The organism is Vibrio sp. HM8-C (assembly GCF_058630515.1).
Map to the genome: position 1 here is coordinate 69,126 of NZ_JBMMKS010000011.1, position 16,565 is coordinate 85,690.

The window sequence follows — 16,565 nt, forward strand, 5'->3', positions numbered from 1 at the left end:
GTTATTATTAGCATGAAAACATTCGTTGCTAAACCAGAAACTGTAAAACGCGACTGGTATGTTGTAGACGCAGAAGGTAAAACTCTTGGCCGTCTAGCAAGTGAAATTGCATCTCGCCTACGTGGCAAACACAAAGCTGAATACACTCCACACGTAGACACTGGTGATTACATCATCGTTGTTAACGCGGAGAAAGTTGCTGTAACTGGTAACAAAGCTAAAGACAAAATGTACCACCGTCACACTGAATTCCCAGGTGGCCTAAAATCTTTCAGCTTCGAGAAGCTGATCGAGCGTAAGCCTGAGATGGTACTTGAGCTAGCGGTTAAAGGTATGCTTCCAAAAGGTCCTCTAGGCCGTGCTATGTACCGTAAGCTTAAAGTTTACGCAGGCGCTGAGCACAACCATGTTGCTCAACAACCTAAAGTACTAGACATCTAATTGGGGATTTCGGAAATGGCAGAGAATCAATACTACGGCACTGGCCGTCGCAAAAGCTCAGCTGCACGTGTTTTTATCAAACCAGGCAGCGGCAACATCGTAATCAACAAGCGTAGCCTTGATGAGTACTTCGGTCGTCCAACTTCTCGCATGGTTGTTAAACAACCTCTAGAGCTAGTTGAGATGGTAGAGAAACTAGATCTATACATCACTGTTAAAGGTGGTGGTATTTCTGGTCAAGCAGGTGCTATCCGTCACGGTATCACTCGCGCTCTTATGGAATACGATGAATCACTACGTCCTGCACTACGTGCGGCTGGCTACGTTACTCGTGACGCTCGTTGCGTTGAACGTAAGAAAGTTGGTCTACGTAAAGCACGTCGTCGTCCACAGTTCTCTAAACGTTAATCTTTCTTCACCGAAAGAGGTTCGTTTGTCCAGTTATTACTGGATTGTGGACAAAAAAAGCTCGGCTTATGCCGGGCTTTTTGTTTTTTAGCTCTAGAAAAATTTCATTTCGCAATAATCACTTCGCAAACTTTTCCGCCCTTACTCCCTTTTGTGACGCAACTTAGGGTTTGCTTCACGAATGTTACGAAAAGGTAGCTTTATCTTGTCAAAAAGTAGGGTTTTATTTATCATTTGCCGTCAAATAAATACAACTAAATTAGTATTTTGTTAGCCATGCTCTTAAGCGGAATAACAGCAATCCACAAGGAGCAAATGGGAGAATGTCTGGATGAGCAATGCGCCTTTGAACAACAGTCGCAGACGTTTCTTAACAGCGACAACGGCAGTTGTCGGTGGTTTAGGAGCGGCGGCAGTTGCTGTACCTTTTATAAAATCGTGGAACCCAAGCGCGAAAGCAAAAGCGGCCGGCGCCCCTGTCGAGGTTGATATAAGCAAACTCGAAGAAGGGCAAATGGTTCGTGTTGAGTGGCGTGGAAAACCTGTATGGGTTGTTCGTCGTGCTCAAGCTATCGTTGATGCTCTTAAAGAGCACGATAATCAACTGCGTGATCCGAACTCTGGTGAAGAGCAACAACCGGGTTACGCTCAAAACACTTATCGCTCAATTAAACCTGAATATTTCATCGCTGTTGGTATTTGTACTCACTTAGGTTGTTCGCCAAGTTATTTGCCGGATTCTTTCAGTGAGCAAGTACAAGGTGTGAAATCGGGTTTCTTCTGTCCTTGTCATGGTTCTAAGTTTGACATGGCTGGACGAGTATTCCAGGGCGTTCCTGCACCACTGAACCTGGTTATTCCGAAGCATATGTATTTAAGTGATACAAGAATTGTCATCGGTCTCGATGAAACAGGGGAGGCATAATGCAAGCTCTACTTGATTGGGTAGAAAAACGTCTACCCGCGATGAACGCTTATAAAAAGCACCTTTCTGAATATCCAATGCCAAAGAACTTCAACTTTTGGTACCTTTTTGGTTCCTTGGCGATGTTGGTGCTAGTTAACCAGATCCTAACTGGTATCTGGTTAACAATGAACTATGTCCCTTCAGGTGAAGGCGCGTTCGCTTCTGTTGAATACATCATGCGTGATGTGGAGTTTGGTTGGTTGCTTCGTTACATGCACTCAACTGGCGCATCTGCATTCTTCGTTGTTGTGTATCTGCATATGTTCCGTGGTCTGATTTACGGTTCATACCAAAAGCCTCGTGAACTTCTTTGGTTGTTCGGCATGCTAATTTTCTTAGTGCTGATGGCGGAAGCGTTCATGGGTTACTTGCTACCTTGGGGACAAATGTCTTACTGGGGCGCGCAGGTAATCATTTCACTGTTTGGTGCAATTCCTGTTATCGGTGATGATTTAACACTTTGGATTCGTGGTGACTACGTAATCTCTGGTGCGACGCTGAACCGTTTCTTCGCACTGCACGTGATCGCGTTACCAATCGTGTTGCTTTTGTTGATCGTACTGCACATTCTTGCTCTGCATGAAGTGGGTTCAAACAACCCAGATGGTATCGAAACTAAACTACCTAAAGGTAGTATGGGAGACGATTACCAATCACAGTTCAAGTTCCATGATTACTACTCGAAGAAATACGACATTATCGACTCTATCCCATTCCACCCATATGGAACGGTAAAAGATTTGGTTGGTGTAGCTGGCTTCTTGTTCTTGTTTAGCTATGTATTGTTCTTCAACCCAGAAATGGGTGGTTATTTCCTTGAGCCGCCTAACTTTGAAGCTGCAAACCCACTGAAAACACCTGAGCATATTGCTCCTGTTTGGTACTTTACTCCGTTCTACGCGATTCTACGTGCGGTTCCAGACAAGCTAATCGGTGTTATTGCAATGGGTGCATCAATTGTGGTGTTGTTCCTGTTGCCATGGTTGGATCGTTGTAAAGTTCGCTCTTACCGTTACCGTAGTAAGTTGCATTTAATCAACATTATTCAATTCACTATTTGTTTTATTGCTTTGGGTATTCTTGGTGCGCTACCAGCAACGCCAACCTATACCTTACTAGCTCGAATCTTTAGTTTGGGTTACTTCATGTTCTTCGTCTTGTTGTTCTTCTACAGCAAAAATGAAGCAACCAAGCCATTACCAAAGAGGGTCACATTCAAATGAAAAAGTGGATTGTAATTTTATTTGCAATGTTGCCATCAATGGTGATGGCAGCAGGCGGTAACGTGCATTTAGATAAAGCGGAGAATGATTTAACTGATCAAGCATCTCTACAACGTGGTGCTAAGTTATTCATGAACTACTGTTTTGGATGTCACTCTACGCAATATCAACGTTATGAACGTGTTGCGACGGATTTAGGCATTCCAGCTGATTTAATGAAAGAGAATCTGATTTTTGATCCACAGACAAAAATTGGTTCTTTGATGGAAAATGCGATCCCTGATAAATCAGCTGCGAAGTGGTTTGGTGCTCCACCACCAGATCTAACACTGGTTGCTCGCGTTCGTGGCACAGACTGGTTGTATACCTATTTGCGTTCATTCTATGCAGATCCAAGTCGTCCATTTGGTGTAAACAACATTGTTTTCCCAAGTGTAGGTATGCCACATGTGCTTGAAGAGCTTCAAGGTACTCCTGAACCAATCTTCGATACACATGAAGTTGATGGTAAAGAAATTCAAGTGATCGTCGGAACCAAAACCCAAGGTAACGGTGAGCTAAGCTCAGGTGAATTTGATCAAGCGGTGCTTGATTTGGTTAACTTCCTTGAATACTCGGCTGAACCAGTGAAGCTGGAACGTCAAGCAATGGGTTGGTGGGTATTTGCATTCTTATTGGTGTTAACTATCGTCGTGGTAGCACTTAAGAAAGAATATTGGCGTGATGTGCACTAATTGTGCTATCATACCGCGCTAAATCCTAGTATTTAATTCTGCAATGGGGGCTTAGCCTCCATTGTTTTTTGTATCTGTGTAAGTGTGCTGGAGGGCTCCATGGCTGTAGCTGCCAATAAACGTTCTGTGATGACTCTATTTTCAAGTGCATCTGATATGTATAGCCATCAGGTTCGTATTGTGCTGGCTGAAAAAGGTGTCAGTGTTGAGGTTGAGTTGGTTGATGAAGATAACCTACCAGCTGATCTAATTGAGCTTAACCCATACAAAACGGTACCTACTTTAGTCGATCGTGAGCTTGCGCTTTATGATTCAAAAATCATCATGGAATACCTTGATGAGCGTTTTCCGCATCCACCACTAATGCCTGTTTATCCGGTAGCTCGTGGTAATAGCCGTCTGATGATCTATCGTATCGAAAGAAACTGGTATTCTCTTGCTGAAAAAATCGTAAAAGGTAAAGCTGAAGAAGCAGAATCTGCACGTAATAAATTGCGCAATGATTTACTAACTCTAGGTCCAGTGTTTGCAGAATTTGAATACTTCATGAGCGAAGAATTCAGCCTAATCGACTGTTACTTAGCACCGCTATTATGGCGTTTACCTGTACTAGGTATTGAGTTAGTTGGTCCTGGTTCTAAAGAGCTAAAAGTTTATATGAACCGCGTATTTGAACGTGATTCATTCCTAGCTTCACTAACTGAAGCAGAACGCGAGATGCGTCTTGCTCGTTAATGGTTGTATTTGATGGATATTGATCAAATGACACCTCGCCGACCATATATGCTTCGAGCATTCTATGATTGGTTGCTAGAAAACGATTTAACGCCTCATCTTGTTGTAGACGCAACTATGCGTGGTGTCCGTGTTCCGATGGAATATGTGCAAGATGGGCAAATCATCCTTAATGTGGCACCTCGTGCTGTTGGCAACTTAGAGCTTGGTAACGATGAAGTTACTTTCAATGCTCGCTTTGGTGGTCGACCGCAGGTTGTTGTTGTTCCGTTGTATGCCGTACAAGCGATTTATGCGCGTGAGAACGGTGCAGGAACCATGTTTGACCCTGAGCCTGCTTATGAGCAAGAGCTCGATTCAGATATGATTATGGAAGATATAGCAGACGAAAACTTTGAAAGTGAAACTTCGTTCGAAGATAGCACATCAGATGATGAGCCTCCTCCTCGTCCGAAGGGAAAACCTAGTTTACGTGTCGTGAAATAGAAATAAAAAAGCAGCTCATTGAGCTGCTTTTTCTTTTTGGAATACTGGTAATTAAGCTTTATTCATTCCCATATTCAAAGGCGCGAATAACCTGTTTTACACCAGAAATATTACGAGCAATATCTGTGGCTTTATCTGCATGTTCACGAGATACATAGCCAAATAAATACACTTCTTTCGCTTCTGTAATTACTTTAATTTTTGTCCCGTTTAGGTCTGAGTCGGCAATCAAAGCAGATTTAACTTTTGTGGTGATCCAACTGTCATTACTGATTGCACTTACAGATAAAGGCTCTGCAATCTTGACCTGATTGTGTAATTCTTTTACACCTTTGACTTTTTGGGCTTGAGCAATAAATTGGTCGAGTAATTCTGCATTTCTAGCTTGGCCTAGAATAACTACTGTACCTTGATAAGAGCTTGCAATGAATCGTGCAGCACCTCTGTAAGGTGCTTTATTACCAAGACCTGCCACTTCAAACTCAATTTGGTTGTCATTCCAAATTTGTTGCGTAGTACGAGGATCTGTCACCAAGTTTGCAGTCGTCGCTGCACCAGCGATAAATAATCCAGCGCAACCAGACAAACTCAGTGCTGCACTCAATAGTAAAGTTAGGCGGAAAGACTTCATAACAAACCTTCTACTTTTATTCTTCGTGAGATGGGAATAAAACCTGATCAACCAAATCACACAGACAATGGAGTGTCAGCATATGTACTTCATGAATACGTGCTGTGCGGTGTGATGGAATTCGGATTTCAACATCATTTTCACCCAACAACCCAGCCATTTCGCCACCATCTTTACCTGTAAGAGCAATGATGGTCATATCGCGAGTCACAGCTGCTTCCATCGCTTTGATGATGTTTTTGCTGTTACCACTGGTAGATATAGCGAGCAGAATGTCGCCTGGTTGACCGAATGCACGAACCTGTTTGGAGAATACTTCTTGATAGTGGTAGTCGTTGGCAACCGCTGTTAGGGTGGTAATGTCTGCGGTTAATGCCATTGCAGGCAAGCTAGGACGCTCAGTTTCAAAACGGTTAAGTAAACAGGAGACAAACTGCTGAGCATTTGAAGATGAGCCACCGTTACCACAACAAAGAATCTTATTGCCGTTGAGTAGACTTGCTACCATTGCTTGTGAACCATGCAGAATGGCGTCTGGCAGAGCTTCTGCCGCTGCGATTTGTATCTGAATACTTTCAGTAAAACTGTCTTTAATGCTTTCGAGCATTGATTATCCTTCGGTAATTGCGTTTTTTATCCACTCAACATGGGCGCCGTCATTGTGAATAGCGACCACATCAAATCTAAAATCTGTTGAGTCTGCGTTTAAACCTTGTTTGAGCATCCACCAATTTGCAGCTTTGATCAAGCGAAGCTGTTTTTGCCGAGTCACGGTCTCAGCTGCGTGACCGAATGTTTGGTTGTTTCGGTATTTCACTTCGACAAAGACTGTGGTTTCGCCATCTTTCATTATTAGGTCTAACTCTCCCCCGCGAGCGAGAAAGTTTTTATCAATAAGCGATAAACCTTGGCGACGTAAGAACTGCGTCGCCACTTGCTCAAAATGTTGTCCTTTACTGCGCTTGCTCAGGAGTAGTGCCATGTTCGGCCCAACTAATTTCACGTTGAACTACGCATTGTTCATCAATGCTTAACACACCCGTTTGACCTTCGATTGTATAACCTTCGACGGTTTTCATCTGTGGAAGTTCAACCATAAGACGATAAGCATCCATTCCCAATGCTTGTAAGCGGCGCTCAGCATTCGAATTCTTAGGCCACAAACGTTCTATCTGCTCAGCGATTTCAGGCTGAGGATGGATAAGCAATGGTATGTCACTGTAGCTAACGCCCGTGAGGTCTTCGTACTGACGGCCACCACCATTGCTCTTAGAGTTTGAGTATAGTTTCGGTGGACGAGTGTCTGGGTTAATCGCGACTTCGATGAATGGTTTAATCAGAGTCAGCTCATCACTACTTGCTACGATGTAGACCGCATCAATATCACGTCGGCTACGAGGTTGGCTTTCGAGTTTGATATTCAATAAGCCTTCCATTTGAGCAATGTTTTGTTGGCTTTCTTGCAGACCAAAAACGTTGTTGATGTTGCGTTGAAGCTGGCGTTTATCGCCAAACAGGTTCACCGCTACTTTATTTTGACTGTATTTACGCCATTCTTCGTTGAACGCTTCAACAACACGCTCACCATAGCTGCTTTGAGGTGCAAGGATGAGTGGATATTGAACACCTTGAGCCGCTAAGTGCTTAGCCGCTTGTGCAACTTCTTGTTCAGGGGAGAGCGCTAGGTAACAGATGTCAGTGCCTTCAATCAACTCGTCAGGAATATTTAGTGCAAGACTTGGGAGCGTATGACCTTCAGTTCTATGCTCTTGCTGCATCTGTGCAATGTTCTCTTTAATTAAAGGGCCAACGATAAAGTCGATTTTCTTCTCTTTAATTTTGGTTTTTATCGCATCAACCGATTCAGCGTTTGTGTCGATAATCGTCAGTGTTGCGCTATCTTCACGCTTTTCATCATTCATCATTGCCATGATGAAACCATCACGAATCAGTTGAGCCTGCTTATCAAATTTTCCAGTCAGCGGAAGTAACAGTGCTGTGTTCACAGGTTGAATGATAGTGAGTTCTAAAATGTCTGTGATTGTTTTCGGTGTGTATTTTGCAGCTGGGTGATTTGCATTATCTGCCAGCCACTTCTCAAGCGTATTTTTCAACTGTGGGACATCGTTTCCGAAAGTCTTAACGTAGACAGCTAACTGAAGCCAACCGTCTAAAATCTCTTCTTCCGGCATAGTCGTTAGTTGTGTGATTGTTTGACCAGAATAGCGCTGCAAATTAGCCCAGATTTGGTCAGAAATCGCCTCTTCTTGAGCCGTTGGAATTAGGACATAAAGTGCAGACAGCTCTCGGCTTGAATCAAATGGACGATCTAAGGCCGTAAAAATATCTGCTCTCATCTGATGATATTGAATCCATTGAGAGTCAGCTAAAGCCCATTGAGCATTAAAATTCAGTTGGTTCAGAGCTTGCGTATATTGTTCGGCGTTCATTGCCAATTGAGCTCTGCCCATCTGCCATTCAGCTTGCTGTACTTCACTAAGACTTTGTTTTGAGAGTCTATAAATAAGCAGTTGAGCTTGCTCGGTGTTGTTACTCGCAATGGCAGCTTTCATTGCCATAATCAACCAATCATTCTGTAAGCTACCCTGACTACTATCAGCTTTCATAAGATAATTTTGCGTCGGCTGGTTAGGTTCACCTGTGATATCAACATATTGAGGTGCTGAAGGTTTAGACGAACAAGCTGCTAACGTGATTGCTAATGCAACTGGAGCGATTAAGCGTGGTACACTAATTCTCTGATGGTTATTTATAGCCATGAGTTCTTTTCATTATCCCGAGTGAAATTGTCTCTATATTAATCGTTGAAGTGATGGTAAACAAATGACAGATAACAAAACCTTGCCGGCAGAGGTCCCAACTTTATACATTGTTCCTACTCCGATAGGCAATTTAGGGGATATTACCCAGCGCGCCTTAGACGTGCTTTCAAGTGTTGATGTTATCGCAGCAGAAGATACTCGCCACACAGGCAAATTGCTTTCCCACTTTAATATCCAAACCAAAACCTTCGCTTTGCATGATCACAACGAACAACAAAAAGCTCAAGTATTAGTTGAGAAATTGTTAGCTGGTGAATCAATTGCGTTAGTTTCAGATGCGGGTACACCACTTATTAGTGATCCAGGATACCATTTGGTAACGCAATGTCGTCAGGCTGGGGTTAAAGTTGTGCCACTTCCTGGTGCGTGTGCCGTCATTACAGCGTTAAGTGCCTCTGGTCTTCCGTCTGACCGCTTCAGTTTTGAAGGCTTTTTGCCTGCCAAAAGTAAAGGTCGCAAAGATAAGTTTATGGAAATTGCGAAGGTTGAACGTACCTGTATTTTTTACGAATCTCCGCATCGTATTACAGAGTCACTGCAAGATATGCTCTCGGTATTAGGTCCAGAACGTGAAGTAGTGCTGGCTCGCGAACTGACGAAAACCTTCGAAACGATTCAAGGTATGCCACTTGGAGAGCTGATCGATTGGATTGAAGAAGACGAAAACCGCAAACGCGGGGAAATGGTTTTATTGATTCATGGACACAGAGAACAGGCTGACGAAGAGCTGCCTGACGAAGCATTACGTACACTAGCTATTCTGACCAAAGAGTTGCCGCTTAAAAAAGCGGCAGCACTTGCTGCCGAAATTTATAACTTGAAGAAAAATGCACTGTATAAGTGGGGATTAGAGAATCTGGAATAATCGTCTGGATTTTAAGCACCTGAGCGTTAATTGCCTTGCGATGGGCATTCTTTCTAGACAGTGAGTTGACTTATCTATAGAATTCGCGCTCGGAGTTGACTGGGTAGTCGCTGCTTTGTTGATGTCCTTCGGGAGACTGGCGTTGAAGTCCTTTGGGAGACTGACGTTGACGTCCTTCGGGAGACTGACAAAGGGGAGGAAAGTCCGGGCTCCATAGAGCAGGGTGCCAGGTAACGCCTGGGGGGCGCAAGCCTACGACAAGTGCAGCAGAGAGAAGACCGCCGATGGCCCGTAAGGGATCAGGTAAGGGTGAAAGGGTGCGGTAAGAGCGCACCGTGCGACTGGCAACAGTTCGTAGCAAGGTAAACTCCACCCGGAGCAAGACCAAATAGGCCTCCACATTGCGTTGCTCGCGTAAGGAGGCGGGTAGGTTGCTTGAGCCAGTGAGTGATTGCTGGCCTAGACGAATGGCTACTGCCGCGCAAGCGGAACAGAACCCGGCTTATACGTTGGCTCCAAACCTTTGTAATGCACGGTCTCGCAGCTAAGCGAGACCGCTGTGTTACAGACTGTGCAACAAAATGAGAAACAAAAGCTAAGATATACCTATCAACGAAACGGCGTATATTATTTTTGCTATCGTGTCCCTAAAGTTATTCGTAATAACTTTCCTTATCCTTCCGTTATTCGTATCAGCTTACAAACTCGATCCGCTAGCAAAGCCGCTCGCATGGTTAAATCATTAATCGAGCAGTTTAGCGATTAGAAGGCGTATTGCATGAGTAAGAATATTCAACAAGATCTAATTACCCACTCAACAATTTTCGGTACTCAAACTTGGGACTCTGGAGATGACGAAGCTGATCGATTAGAAGCTAGGAAGTTTCGTGAGCAAAATCCTAAGTTATATGATCCTGAATATGCGATTAGACTAGAAGAAGTTAAAGCACGAAATACCTCGGCTTCCTTGAGCGATTCAACTGAACAACCTTCTATACTACTTTCGGAAGCCATAGAGCGTTGCTTTGAATGGCTCGAAGTCAGGACGGCAAAAGGAGCAAAAGCTCCGGGTATGAGTCCCGAAATTAGCAGACAAACTCGCAACTCTTTTGATTACCTATTGGCACTGGTTGGGGATAAAACAGTTTCGTCTATTGAGAAAAAGGATATTGAAGCAGCACTTGAAACCGCCGTTGATTTACCCCTTGGTAATAAAAGCCCATATAACAAAATGAGCGCTGCCGAGCGAGCCGAATATGCAAAGAAAGGAGAAACACCAGAGGATGACATGATCAGCTCTAAGGTTGTTCACCTAATCTATACGGACTGGCACAAGCTGTTGTCTACTTTCCTTGTTAAACAAGAGGGAATTCTTGTTTCGTCACCAACCGAGGGGTTAAAGCCTACTTTTGAATCTCAATCGTTTAAGCCTTTTACCCCTCACCAAGCGCGAGAAATTCGTGATCTAGTCACTCGAAAATTACACCAGAACCAAACCAACCTTTCTCAAGCTAAGTCGAAAGGGAACATAGACAAGTATCAAAAATCGGTTGATTACTGTTGGTTGATTTTATTTGCTCTATATTCAGGTGCTAGAAAAGGCGATCTGATGGGGCTTGACGTTTCCGCATTCAAAGTTGATTCGGAAGAGGGCACAGGTCTTCATTATGTGTTTGTTGAAGAGGGTAAGACAACAGCGGCTACGAGAAGAATTCCAATACATAGCCAGTTGATTAAGCTTGGAATATTAAATTATGTGCAAGAGTTCGCTTGCCGCAATTCTGATAATGTTACAAAGCGTCGTCCCGTATTTAAAAGCTTCGCAAAAGCTGACAATGTCACGAACTACTTCCGTGAATGCATGGAGGAGCTAGGCATCCCTAAGATTCACGTAGAAACAGGTAAGCGTCATTCCTTCCACAGTCTACGTGGTACATTTATTCAGAATGCAGTTTCTAATCAACAGCATAAAACCGAAGTTGTTCAGCGAGTAGTAGGACATGAGTTAAATGCTATTGGTATCACCAAAAAGTACATTGATGATTTTCCTTTGTTGGCTCTTTCAAGAGTAATAGAGAGTGTTGATTGGTAGAATTTTGACAACAACCTTATACAGTCTCGCCACTGTTGATACCTCTTATACATGCTTCAAGTGAATGCAGTCATCATCCTATTTGATTCAATTATTTCTGTTCATGTCTGGCAGGTCAAAGACGGCTCATAACTAGCTCTAGGGAGGATTTTAATCACAGTATGTAAACAGTGAACTGGATCTATTAATGCGTAACCGAGTTCTGTTCTAATGCGCCCAAAGGAGAGAAAAATGAATAAAAACCGTATGTTAGCAGTATTCAGTTTAGGCGCTATGATGACAGGCTGTGCTATTCCCGTTCAACCTGTTTACTACAGCGAAGCTGTTCGTAATCCAAATATCAGCGTTGATATCGATCACTTACGTAATCGAATCGAAATGACAATGGACTATCCCACCTCTGCCACGTTCGTTAAGCCCCACAGTATAGGCAATGACTTCGGGTATCATCTGGCTTCTAAGATTGAATCTTCGGTTCCGGTCAGTATTCGACTTTTGGCTTTTCCTATGACTGTTGATGCAGATATGGACAACAGCTTCAATATAGACTGCAACCCTGTTTACACCATCAATGATAAAGGGTATGGCGCACAGTATAAATATGTCTATCAGATGGAAGGACTGTTTATGAGAGCAGAAAATTTTGCCAAGGACGTTATTGATCCATGTTTAGATTATTTGGCTTCTGATATTCAAAAAGAAATAAATTAGTTGTAAGGCTCTATGAGTGCTTAAGTTTGTTTCGGTTATGACTATCTAAGATATCTTTCAACTTACGTGAGCCAATTTTCAAAATTGCGTCACGGGCTTCTTCTTTGTCACCTCTAGGTAAGCCCGTTTTTTCTAGGACTTTTGATTGTGAGGTTGTGTTATCCATGCCCTCACAATCGCCCTCAGCCGGACGTGGTGAAGAGAAACGATTTATTTCTAGCGTTGATGCTCTTTTATCTATATCGCCCTCACAATCGCTTAGGCTGGTGGTTTTTGGCATGTCTTCCGCAGTGTACTCTTGCTCTTTCCTTGATGATTTCATGTAGTCTCTCAGCACTTCAGCCCATGCATCAGTTATCTGGTAAAACTTTGGCTTGTTATCTGTCCAGTCGCTACATGAGCGCAGTTCCTTAAGCGCATCATGCAATCTACCGTTTAGCTCTTCACTCTGTCCCTTTAGCGTCTGCGTGCTGTAAATCTTGTTTGATTGATTGCGTTCACTCAGGATGTAGTGCATCCAATTGCCTTGCATGAATCCGGCTGTAGATGGTGTGTCGATGTAAACCATATGACCATAGGGACGGTGAGGGTTTGCTTGTTCTTTTCCTTGTTTGTCAAATCGGCTCTTACCGTTTGGATTAGGAGAGGCGATCGCAAACTTATACAACCCACGGTTTGAATTGTATTGGCTAGCGATGTTGTCTCGTAGCCTGTCAGTTAGCCCACAGGCGCGTTTTAATACGTAGTGTACCTGTTTGGTTGCTGCTAGCTGTTCATCATCATAATGAGAGGAATGGACGCGCATACAACCGTGTATGTGCCGTTTGTCGCCCTTACCTGTGATAATGAAGAAGAACTCAGGCTCTGAGATGTGTAGCTCTGTCCGTAGTCCTTTCTTGAGATGGTCTCTAAAGTTGTTGGCTAGTTCTGTATCTGTTGCATCATAAAACGCTTTGTTCTCTGGCAACGTGTGAACAGTGAAGGGCAGAACTACATCATCACTTTTAGAAATTTCGGCATTCAGTAAAATCCGCAGACCGTAGACCAAGCCTTTCTGATATCTGTCTGCTTTCTTCCAGTTCTTAAAATGAATCTCACTGTTAGGGTGTATACCCTTTTTAGTGATGGTTGGATCTATAGTGCTACTACCGATTAAGCAGTTTTTCTTATCTATTGCCTCTCGCGTAGACCTAGCAAGGGCTAAACGAAGAGTCTCAGATTTCTGTTTTTCGGAAATATCACCCCCCACTTTACTAGTGGATGAGCGGATTTTTTTCTGCGAAACAGATGCGCCATCGGTGGCTTTAATGTTAGAATCTTTCATGCATAAGGTACTTCTTAACAGTGGTACAAATAAGAAAAACAGCGTTGGCGCGCTGTTTTTTTTCGTCTGCTTTATGTGTCTCTCTCTACCAGTCCCATAGCTTTAGCCTCTGATTGCTGCTCGTCTCTAATGGCTGCAATCTCTTCCGGTAGCATTTCGCGCACTTCCAACACTGGCAAGTCTTCCTCTACGGTCATTTGTGGAGCTGCTAGGGCTATCACTTGACGTAGGTTGTCCGTGTTTAGCTTATTGGCTGTTGCAATTGCTGCAAGTGTTCGAGCCTTTGCTCCGGCTTCTTTGAGGTTTCGCACTTCCAAACCGTCAACGGCTTCAAGTAATGAGCTAACATTCTCGCGCAGACTTGCCGCCATTGCGAGATCATCAACAACTAATGACGCTAGTTGATGTCGAGCGAAATCACTTGATAAAGCCGTCTGTAATGATTCCCGAGCTACTTGTACCATATGAGCATGGTTCTTTCCGGGCTTTATTGTAGGATCGCTAGAGATTCGTTTTACCGTTGAAAGAGATATCCCTGATTGCCGGGCGGCAGCGCTTTTGCTATACCCGGCTTCTAGTAGTGCGATCACCTCTGCTTTTTGCTTAGGAGTGATGCGTTTAGCCATGAGCTTTTCTTTCGTCTATTGCTTTTTGGTTGATTCGTAGTTGGAGACGTCCAAGCCCAACTTCGACAAGCCTTGTAACTAATTCTGCTTCTGTCATGGCTCCGGCTTTCGCTAGTGCTTGAACTTCGGCAAGAACAGTGCCTGATAAGCTGAAGCGTTTACTTGCCATAATGTTACCCCCTGCGTTTTTCGATATTGATACGGTCAATTGCTGCACTTTCTTCTTGGGCATTCATTTTGCGTACACCGAAATAGGGCATCATCATCTGAATAGTTTCTACTTTTCTTTGCTTCATCATCTGATTCAGAATATCAAAGCCGCTCCCGGCAACGATTCGACCTGCTTCATAAAAGCCATAATATAAAACTTCTTCTATAGCTTGTGGCTCGGTGATGCCTAGTCTGCTTGCTATGTGTTGGATTGCAGGTGTTATTCGCCAGTCATTGAATTTATGGTGCTCTGCGTACATATCAGCTATTTCAAGGTGCGTTAGTGCTGCCGCGCTGTCTCCGCTTTCGATGTGGTTGCGTACGTTAGTTAAAATCTCTTTTAGTTGCTGTGAATGAATCATCGTTTATACACCTCACGCTTTCATTTGATTAAGGGTTGCAGCTATACGGTTGCACCCGGTCAACTCGCCAGAATCTAGGCGGTCTCGTTCTGATGTAGGCAAAAGGCTGCTTAAATCGCTGTTCTGCTCCATATCCATGATCGCAGCGAGCCGAGCCACACCGGATAATTTACTCAAACGTTCGTGGTGTTGGTTAGCGGTGGAAATACGGTTTTGCTCTTCTTGAGCTGCTAGGCGTTCGCCCTCTGCTGCTTGCATTGCTACGGCATCAGGTTCGATATTAAGAAGCTCAAACACAACGCGGTCGCTCATTTGTTTCACGTTATCATGAGCGGCTTGAGCGCTTAGGTTTAAGTCTTCATCATTGAGGATGATTTCTATCAGTTCTGCTCGATAGTCAGCCATTCTTTTAGACATATTGTCTCCTGTAACTCAGAGTGCTCCGGACTTAATATTTTTTGGGTGGTGTTTCTATTCTAAGTGACGTGGCATGACTCTAATTACGGAGCGGCTCTATTAATACACAAACGGGGATATTTAAGGCATAACTTGCCAGCTTTCGCCTATGCTGTCAATGCAAATGGTTAGTGATTACTATCATTGAAAGCGTTGATAAATATAACTCACTAAAATCGGTGAATTATAGAAATCAAAAGCCGGGATGCAATGCATTGCCCGGCTGTATGTCATGAAGTAGGTGTTTTATTAGTGGCAATATTGAGGGGTTGCTGCGTCTGAATGAAAATCTATGTATGGGTTCAGCGGATCTAGCTGTCCGCTGCTTATCGAATACTGTTTGTTGATGTCGTCGAACAACCACAACACATCGTCCTCTTCTACCTCACTGACTGAGTACTTGAGCTGCTCTTCATACGATAGCGATAGAACGAACGCAAGCCGAGCGGCTGCCGAGAAACTTTCTAATCTGGTGAGAGGTTCTTCATTTTCACGCCATGTTGTTACATGTTCGGCTTTTCTTTGGCTAAAGTCGAAACGAGAGCCGCTTAAATGCCAATAGTCTAAAATCTCTACCGCTTGGTTAGACTTGGTATCGGTAACTGTTACTGTGAGATGTTTATCATTTGCTTTATAGCTGAAGTTAAACTGATACATTCTTGTCTTCCTCTATTAGTCGGCTATTCATCTTCGTTCATCATATGGCGTACGCGAGCAATCGTAGAGCGTGAACACTTAAGCATTTCTTGTATCTTTGTATATGAGTGCCCCGTTTCTAGTAAGGAACGAATATGGTTATTACGCTCATCATCAGCCCGTCTTCCTTTGTATTTAATTGGTGATGCACCTTTGCGTTGAAGTTCTTCATCAATTGCCTTAGCTTTGTTGATTCCCTGATTTCTGCGTCTCTCGCGAGTTTCGTAGTCATCGCGAGCCATAGCCGCGCCTAAGTTGAGCATAAATTTTGTAAGAGCTTCTTGAATTGGTGATATAGCTCCCTGTTCTTCAAGTAATGCCGGATGTGTCATCACTTGATCCATTACGACAATACGTAATCCTTTACCATGAATGCGTTGCTCTAAAGTTTCCCATTGTTTCCATGGGAGGCGCGTTAGTCTGTCCATCTTTTCTATTAGAAGAATGTCTCCCTCGTGAGAGTCGCTTAATAACTCCTCTAGTTTTGGTCGCTCTTCTTTTGTGCCGGACGCATTCTCGACATATGCTTTTGCAATCTTCTTTCCGTTGCCTTTGTCCTGAACAAATTGATTCAGTAATTCCATTGCTCGGTTTGCGTCTTGTTCTTTAGTTGATGCTCGGAGGTAAGCTCTAATAAACATGATTCAAAATTTTTCGGTTCGTTTTAATTGGTTCGATAATACCAGTCTCTTATAGGTGGTTCGATAATTGATTTTATTGAGTTTTCAAAACTGTGAGATTGGTTTGATTGAGGT

Annotated in this window: 22 protein-coding genes and 1 other RNA gene; 12 read left to right on the top strand and 11 right to left on the bottom strand. The window is 43.4% G+C overall.

The features are described from left to right. The first annotated feature begins 12 nt into the window (after positions 1–12). From rplM to sspB, 7 genes are all read left to right on the top strand, one after another. Positions 13–441, top strand: a complete 429-nt coding sequence (rplM, locus tag ACOSVQ_RS13550; RefSeq protein ID WP_165312239.1) for a 50S ribosomal protein L13 — start codon at positions 13–15, stop codon at positions 439–441. Between the two features lie 15 nt (positions 442–456). Then, positions 457–849: a 30S ribosomal protein S9 gene (gene rpsI / locus ACOSVQ_RS13555; RefSeq protein ID WP_042480501.1), complete on the top strand. Its 393-nt coding sequence runs from the start codon at positions 457–459 to the stop codon at positions 847–849. Between the two features lie 331 nt (positions 850–1,180). Continuing rightward, entirely contained in the window at positions 1,181–1,774 is a 594-nt protein-coding gene (gene petA, locus ACOSVQ_RS13560; protein ID WP_491983064.1) for a ubiquinol-cytochrome c reductase iron-sulfur subunit, read from the top strand. Then, positions 1,774–3,039 carry a cytochrome b gene (locus ACOSVQ_RS13565; protein ID WP_165312237.1) on the top strand — a complete coding sequence of 422 codons (1,266 nt, stop codon included), beginning with the start codon at positions 1,774–1,776 and terminating at the stop codon, positions 3,037–3,039. Before petA ends, ACOSVQ_RS13565 begins: the two co-directional genes overlap by 1 nt. Beyond that, the gene (locus ACOSVQ_RS13570; RefSeq protein WP_491983065.1) at positions 3,036–3,773 is read left to right on the top strand and encodes a cytochrome c1; all 738 of its coding nucleotides are present in this window, start codon (positions 3,036–3,038) and stop codon (positions 3,771–3,773) included. Before ACOSVQ_RS13565 ends, ACOSVQ_RS13570 begins: the two co-directional genes overlap by 4 nt. Positions 3,774–3,872: 99 nt before the next feature. Further along, a complete protein-coding gene (gene sspA / locus ACOSVQ_RS13575) occupies positions 3,873–4,508 on the top strand; it encodes a stringent starvation protein SspA (protein ID WP_491983066.1) in 636 nt (211 codons plus the stop codon). Positions 4,509–4,556: 48 nt separating this feature from the next. Next, entirely contained in the window at positions 4,557–4,994 is a 438-nt protein-coding gene (gene sspB / locus ACOSVQ_RS13580; protein ID WP_491983147.1) for a ClpXP protease specificity-enhancing factor, read from the top strand. A 58-nt stretch (positions 4,995–5,052) separates the two neighbouring features. Here the strand turns inward: sspB and ACOSVQ_RS13585 are convergent, their stop codons facing one another. Genes ACOSVQ_RS13585 through ACOSVQ_RS13600 form a run of 4 tightly spaced genes read right to left on the bottom strand, consistent with a single transcriptional unit; the run spans position 5,053 to position 8,399 of the window. Continuing rightward, a complete protein-coding gene (locus tag ACOSVQ_RS13585) occupies positions 5,053–5,625 on the bottom strand; it encodes a BON domain-containing protein (protein WP_491983067.1) in 573 nt (190 codons plus the stop codon). A gap of 16 nt (positions 5,626–5,641) precedes the next feature. Continuing rightward, positions 5,642–6,232: a phosphoheptose isomerase gene (locus ACOSVQ_RS13590; protein WP_491983068.1), complete on the bottom strand. Its 591-nt coding sequence runs from the start codon at positions 6,230–6,232 to the stop codon at positions 5,642–5,644. Positions 6,233–6,235: 3 nt separating this feature from the next. Next, entirely contained in the window at positions 6,236–6,607 is a 372-nt protein-coding gene (locus ACOSVQ_RS13595; protein ID WP_491983069.1) for a YraN family protein, read from the bottom strand. Next, entirely contained in the window at positions 6,579–8,399 is a 1,821-nt protein-coding gene (locus ACOSVQ_RS13600; protein ID WP_491983148.1) for a penicillin-binding protein activator, read from the bottom strand. Before ACOSVQ_RS13600 ends, ACOSVQ_RS13595 begins: the two co-directional genes overlap by 29 nt. Positions 8,400–8,469: 70 nt before the next feature. Between ACOSVQ_RS13600 and rsmI the strand changes: the two genes are divergently transcribed. The 5 genes from rsmI to ACOSVQ_RS13625 all read left to right on the top strand — a co-directional run bounded on the left by rsmI (position 8,470) and on the right by ACOSVQ_RS13625 (position 12,136). After that, a complete protein-coding gene (gene rsmI, locus ACOSVQ_RS13605) occupies positions 8,470–9,333 on the top strand; it encodes a 16S rRNA (cytidine(1402)-2'-O)-methyltransferase (RefSeq protein ID WP_491983070.1) in 864 nt (287 codons plus the stop codon). Positions 9,334–9,424: 91 nt separating this feature from the next. Beyond that, an RNA gene (gene rnpB, locus ACOSVQ_RS13610) (RNase P RNA component class A) lies at positions 9,425–9,854 on the top strand. A 50-nt stretch (positions 9,855–9,904) separates the two neighbouring features. Continuing rightward, positions 9,905–10,099, top strand: a complete 195-nt coding sequence (locus ACOSVQ_RS13615) for a DUF6538 domain-containing protein (protein WP_491983149.1) — start codon at positions 9,905–9,907, stop codon at positions 10,097–10,099. Between the two features lie 12 nt (positions 10,100–10,111). Further along, the gene (locus tag ACOSVQ_RS13620; protein ID WP_491983071.1) at positions 10,112–11,425 is read left to right on the top strand and encodes a site-specific integrase; all 1,314 of its coding nucleotides are present in this window, start codon (positions 10,112–10,114) and stop codon (positions 11,423–11,425) included. A 231-nt stretch (positions 11,426–11,656) separates the two neighbouring features. After that, a complete protein-coding gene (locus tag ACOSVQ_RS13625; protein WP_491983072.1) occupies positions 11,657–12,136 on the top strand; it encodes a hypothetical protein in 480 nt (159 codons plus the stop codon). Between the two features lie 10 nt (positions 12,137–12,146). On the opposite strand, the gene ACOSVQ_RS13630 is transcribed toward ACOSVQ_RS13625, so the two are convergent. The 7 genes from ACOSVQ_RS13630 to ACOSVQ_RS13660 all read right to left on the bottom strand — a co-directional run bounded on the left by ACOSVQ_RS13630 (position 12,147) and on the right by ACOSVQ_RS13660 (position 16,451). Continuing rightward, on the bottom strand, positions 12,147–13,460 hold the full coding sequence (locus ACOSVQ_RS13630) for a hypothetical protein (RefSeq protein ID WP_491983073.1): 1,314 nt from the start codon (positions 13,458–13,460) through the stop codon (positions 12,147–12,149). Positions 13,461–13,531: 71 nt separating this feature from the next. Then, positions 13,532–14,086 (bottom strand): helix-turn-helix domain-containing protein, encoded by a 555-nt coding sequence (locus ACOSVQ_RS13635; protein ID WP_491983074.1) that lies wholly within the window; start codon positions 14,084–14,086, stop codon positions 13,532–13,534. Next, a complete protein-coding gene (locus ACOSVQ_RS13640) occupies positions 14,079–14,255 on the bottom strand; it encodes a hypothetical protein (RefSeq protein WP_491983075.1) in 177 nt (58 codons plus the stop codon). The genes ACOSVQ_RS13635 and ACOSVQ_RS13640 overlap by 8 nt, the downstream gene beginning before the upstream one ends. 4 nt (positions 14,256–14,259) lie before the next feature. Further along, positions 14,260–14,658: a hypothetical protein gene (locus ACOSVQ_RS13645; protein ID WP_491983076.1), complete on the bottom strand. Its 399-nt coding sequence runs from the start codon at positions 14,656–14,658 to the stop codon at positions 14,260–14,262. Positions 14,659–14,670: 12 nt separating this feature from the next. Further along, entirely contained in the window at positions 14,671–15,075 is a 405-nt protein-coding gene (locus ACOSVQ_RS13650) for a hypothetical protein (RefSeq protein WP_491983077.1), read from the bottom strand. Between the two features lie 288 nt (positions 15,076–15,363). Then, a complete protein-coding gene (locus ACOSVQ_RS13655; protein WP_491983078.1) occupies positions 15,364–15,771 on the bottom strand; it encodes a hypothetical protein in 408 nt (135 codons plus the stop codon). A 23-nt stretch (positions 15,772–15,794) separates the two neighbouring features. Next, positions 15,795–16,451, bottom strand: coding sequence for a recombinase family protein (locus tag ACOSVQ_RS13660; RefSeq protein ID WP_491983079.1), 657 nt, complete (start codon positions 16,449–16,451; stop codon positions 15,795–15,797). Between the last annotated feature and the right edge of the window lie 114 nt (positions 16,452–16,565).